The sequence below is a fragment of the Pseudomonas sp. 05N434 genome, assembly GCF_056396965.1.
Map to the genome: position 1 here is coordinate 1 of NZ_JBFTMK010000439.1, position 4329 is coordinate 4329.

The following is a 4329-nucleotide window of genomic DNA, read 5'->3' on the forward strand; positions in this document are numbered from 1 at the left end:
CTCAGGCACAGATGCTGCAACCGGGCTTGTGGGAGTTGACCTCAAGCAACATGAAGGTCGATGACCAGAACATGCCCGATCTGCAATTGATCCTCGGCCAGCTACAAAACCAGATGACCCCCCAACAGCGGGCGATGCTGGAGAAACAAGGTATCACCATGGGCGGCAAAGGGATTCGGGCGTGCCTGACACCTGAGCAGGTGAAGAGCGACAACATTCCGCTGACGGACCCGCAATCGGGCTGCAAGCAGGAAATTACCGAGCGTACCGGTAACCAGTGGAAATTCCGTTTCAGCTGTCCGAAAGCGCAGGGCAGCGGAGTGGCCACTTTTATGAGTGACCGTGAGTTCACCACCAAGGTCAACGGCACCTTCAACGCCACCGGCATTCAGCAGAAGGGTAGCCTCGATACTCGCGCTGTGTGGTTGGGTCAGGATTGCGGCACAGTGAAGCCAAGGGCCTAAAAGCTTTGCGGGTAGGCTCGTTCCCACCAGGTCATATGTGATCCCTGTGGGAGCGGGCTCGCCCGCGAAGGTGTCCGCTCAGGCACCAGCAGTCTTGGGCGGGTTCAACAAATCACACACCGCCTCAATCCCTTTCTCCCCGAAATCCTCCCCGCTGCCACTGCGCATGCTGACAAACCCACCGTCCTTTTCCTTCTCTCCGACCACCAACAGGTATGGCACTTTCTGGCTGTGCTGGCGAATCTTGCGGCTGATTTTCTCGTGACGCAGATCCGAGTTGGCGCGCAGTCCGCGCCGGCGCAGCGCTTCGGTCACCGAGTGCGCATAATCGCTCTGACGCTCATCGATATTCACAACCACGACCTGGGGTGGCGCTCGCCAGGTGTCCAGTTCCTGTTGGCTGGACCAACACGTGCCATAGATTCGTTGCTGCAACGTGCCGCTGATGTGGTCCAGTGCAAAGGCCTGCAACACCTTGGTGGTGGGAACATGCGGGCCTGCCGCGAAACCCTCGAAGTCCCCCAGACGATACAGCGATAGCCTTTCGGTTGGCGTTTGCTCCTGCCGGCGGATCGAATGGTTGGTCGCCGCCAATTCGCGCATACGCGCTTCGATCACTGGCAGAGCGGCCAGGGTTAAGGATCGCTGGAAAGCAAACTCATAAAAGAAGCCGTCACCCAGCGCCGATCCGGCCCGCAACTGCGTATTCGGATGTAGCTGTTTTACGGCCATGGCCAGCATCAGCGCACAGGAACGCCGGAGGATCTCCAGACCGTCGGGTTCCTGGGACGTGACGATGCTGACCCGCGCATCGCACTTGATCAGAAATCCGCAGTCCACCAGCACGCCGTCCACCCGACCCGCGAGCGCTGCATTAGCCAGGCCGAGGCTGATACTCGCGGCAACCTCAAACACGGACAGCGGTTGGTCATACTCACGCAATGAACCATCAGGCAGGGTGATGTGGATCATGATCGGTGTTCTCGAATGTTTTCGATAACGTGCGTCAGCGCATAAACCGTAGCGGTAAGCCCTGACAGTTATCATTAAGACGTTTGTCGTGCCACGCAATTTGTCCCGACACGACCGTGGTGCTGACGCTGTGGCGAAAGCGATGCCGGGCGAAGGGCGTCCAGCCACATTGCGAAAGGATGGGTTGCCGGGAAACGGCCACGCCATCGGGCTCGTGTTTGATCAACACCAGGTCGGCCCAATACCCTTCGCGCAGGTAGCCGCGGTCGGGGATGGCAAACAGATCGGCGACCCGATGACTGGTTTTGGCCACAAGGGTGGTGATCGGCACGATCCCATCAGCCACCAGTTCCAGCAGCGCGGGCAGGGCGTGTTGCACCAACGGCAAACCGGACGGCGCCTGGTTGTAGGGGCGCTGTTTTTCGGCCCAGGTGTGAGGCGCATGATCGCTACCGATCACGTCCAGTCGATTACCCGACAGTGCGTTGCGCAAGGCGTCGCGGTCGGCCTGGGTCTTGATTGCCGGGTTGCATTTGATCAGGTTGCCGAGGCTCGGGTAGTCGCGGTCGTCGAACAACAAGTGGTGCAGACAAACCTCGGCGGTGATGCGTTTCTGTGCCAGCGGCTTGTCTTCGAACAGTGCCAGTTCACGGGCGGTGGTCAGGTGCAAAACGTGCAGCCGGGTGCCGTGACGTCTGGCTAGATCGACGGCCATTGAGGAGGATCGAAAGCACGCTTCGGCATTGCGGATAAGCGGGTGAGCGGCGGGCGGAAGGTGCTCGCCGAACAGCTCTCGCAGGTTCGCCGCGTTGGCTTCAATGCTGGGCGTGTGTTCGCAGTGGGCCAATAAAAGGGTCGGCACCTCGGCGAATAACCGCTCAAGAATTCGCGGATCGTCCACCAGCATATTGCCCGTGGAGGCGCCCATGAACACTTTGACCCCGGCCACTTCGCAAGGATTGAGTGCGGCGACGGTATCGAGATTGTCGTTGCTCACGCCGAAATGAAAACCGTAATTGGCCACTGAGTGAGTTGCCGCTCGACGTTTCTTGTCTGCCAGCGCGGCGAGGGTCAGGGTGGCCGGCGAGGTGTTGGGCATGTCCATGAAGCTGGTGATGCCGCCGGCCACCGCAGCTCGAGACTCAGTATGGAAGCTGCCCTTGTCCGGTGCTCCTGGGTCACGGAAATGCACCTGGTCATCGATCATGCCTGGCAGCAGCCATTGGCCGTTTGCGTCGATTTCCACAGCGGCTTTTTCACCTTCGATGCTGCTGGCGATCTTGACGATGCGACCGTGGCTTACCAGCAGATCACCGTCGAATTCCCGACCTTCGTTCACCAGCCGGGCGTTGCGAATCAGCACGCTGCTCATGGTCAGAACTCGTTCTGCAGGGCTTTGTAGCCGCGCACCAAATCGACGTTGGTGCGCGCCACGTCTTCGGAAAACTCCGAGGCGCTGACGCTGACGGGTGGGAACTGCGACAGGTCGGTGTTGGGGCCGATGCGTGTAGTGGAGGGCACGTAGAAGGCGTCAGGCAAGTCACGACCATCGACTACCGAGTTGTGCCGCACCACGCAACCGTCGCCCACCGCGCAGTTGAACAGCACGCTGTTGAAACCGATGAACACGCGATTACCGACCCTGCAGGGTCCGTGGACGATGGAGCGGTGGGCGATGGAGCTGAACTCGCCGATGGTCACCGCCGCGCCGGACTTGGAGTGGATCACCACGCCATCCTGGATGTTCGAATTGGCGCCGATGGTGATTGCTTCCATCTCGCCCGAGTCGTCCACTTCATCGGCGCGAATCACCGCGTAGGGTCCGACGAAGACGTTCTCGCCGATCACCACTTTGCCGCAGATGATTGCGGTTTTATCCACGTACGCCGACTCCGCAATCAACGGCAGATCACCTGAAGGATTCTTGCGGATCATGGCTTGCTCAATGCCTCGTACAAAGTGTTGAGGTTGTATTCGAACAGCCCGGTGAAGGTGCTGGCCGGGCCGGTTGCAGCGAGGGCATCGGAGTACAACGTGCCACCGATATGCGCGCCGCTTTCATCAGCGATTTGCTTGAGCAGGCGCGTGTCCTTGATGTTTTCCATGAACACCGCTTTGACCTTGGCCTGACGGATCTGTGTGATCAGCGCAGCGACGTCGGCGGCCGAAGGTTCGCGTTCGGTGGACAGGCCTTGCGGCGCCATGAAGTTGATGCCGTAAGCCTGACCGAGATAGCCGAAGGCATCATGGGAGGTGACGATTTTGCGATTACCCGGCGGCAGCGAACCGAGCTTGGCTTTAGCCTCGGCGAGCAAGGCGTAGATCTTTTTCAGATAGGCCTGGCTGTTGTGTTCGTAGTCGGCTTTGTTTGCAGGGTCGGCGGCGATCAGCGCTTTGGTGATGTTGCTGATGTACAACTCGGTGTTCGCCAGGTTGTGCCAGGCGTGCGGGTCCGGGATGGTTTCGCCGTCTTCATCCAGCGAGCGCGGAATGACACCGTGGCTGGCGTTGATGACCGGGGCTTTGGTTTCGGTGCTGGTCACCAGGCGGTCCAGCCATGGCTCGAAACCCAGCCCGTTCTTGATGATCAGTTTGGTGTTGAGCAGTGCCTTTGCATCGTCCGGCGTCGGTTCATAGGTGTGGGCATCGGCGTCCGGACCGACCATGTTGGTGATCTGAATATGGTCGCCGCCAACCTGATGGGTCATGTCGGCGAGGATGCTGAAGCTGGTGACCACCTGGAGTTTTTCCGCGGCAGACAGCGACATCGACAGCATCAGACTGAACAGCACGAGTAAAGCGCGCATCGGGTTACACCTCATTGGGATGTGAGCAAAGGCGGGCGGCGCAGCAAACCGTGTACCGGACCGAACACCACGGACAGCAGATACAC

The 4329-nt window shown here is 59.6% G+C and carries 5 protein-coding genes; 1 reads left to right on the plus strand and 4 read right to left on the minus strand.

The genetic code is table 11. The features are described from left to right. Nucleotides 1–464: DUF3617 domain-containing protein (locus AC1DLB_RS22770; RefSeq protein ID WP_477785686.1), on the plus strand; the 464-nt coding region annotated here is incomplete at its 5' end. A gap of 78 nt (nt 465–542) precedes the next feature. Here the strand turns inward: AC1DLB_RS22770 and AC1DLB_RS22775 are convergent. Genes AC1DLB_RS22775 through AC1DLB_RS22790 form a run of 4 tightly spaced genes read right to left on the minus strand, consistent with a single transcriptional unit; the run spans nt 543 to nt 4243 of the window. Next, nucleotides 543–1436, minus strand: a complete 894-nt coding sequence (locus AC1DLB_RS22775) for a His/Gly/Thr/Pro-type tRNA ligase C-terminal domain-containing protein (protein ID WP_111453101.1) — start codon at nt 1434–1436, stop codon at nt 543–545. A 34-nt stretch (nt 1437–1470) separates the two neighbouring features. Then, the gene (locus AC1DLB_RS22780) at nt 1471–2808 is read right to left on the minus strand and encodes a dihydroorotase (RefSeq protein WP_477743531.1); all 1338 of its coding nucleotides are present in this window, start codon (nt 2806–2808) and stop codon (nt 1471–1473) included. Between the two features lie 2 nt (nt 2809–2810). Next, a complete protein-coding gene (locus AC1DLB_RS22785; RefSeq protein WP_018927353.1) occupies nt 2811–3371 on the minus strand; it encodes a gamma carbonic anhydrase family protein in 561 nt (186 codons plus the stop codon). Beyond that, on the minus strand, nt 3368–4243 hold the full coding sequence (locus tag AC1DLB_RS22790; RefSeq protein ID WP_064621169.1) for a metal ABC transporter substrate-binding protein: 876 nt from the start codon (nt 4241–4243) through the stop codon (nt 3368–3370). Before AC1DLB_RS22790 ends, AC1DLB_RS22785 begins: the two co-directional genes overlap by 4 nt. Between the last annotated feature and the right edge of the window lie 86 nt (nt 4244–4329).

Coding starts and splice junctions, on each gene's coding strand:
- AC1DLB_RS22775 (WP_111453101.1), bottom strand. CDS start 1,436: ATGATCCACATCACCCTGCCTGATGGTTCATTGCGTGAGTATGACCAA.
- AC1DLB_RS22780 (WP_477743531.1), bottom strand. CDS start 2,808: ATGAGCAGCGTGCTGATTCGCAACGCCCGGCTGGTGAACGAAGGTCGG.
- AC1DLB_RS22785 (WP_018927353.1), bottom strand. CDS start 3,371: ATGATCCGCAAGAATCCTTCAGGTGATCTGCCGTTGATTGCGGAGTCG.
- AC1DLB_RS22790 (WP_064621169.1), bottom strand. CDS start 4,243: ATGCGCGCTTTACTCGTGCTGTTCAGTCTGATGCTGTCGATGTCGCTG.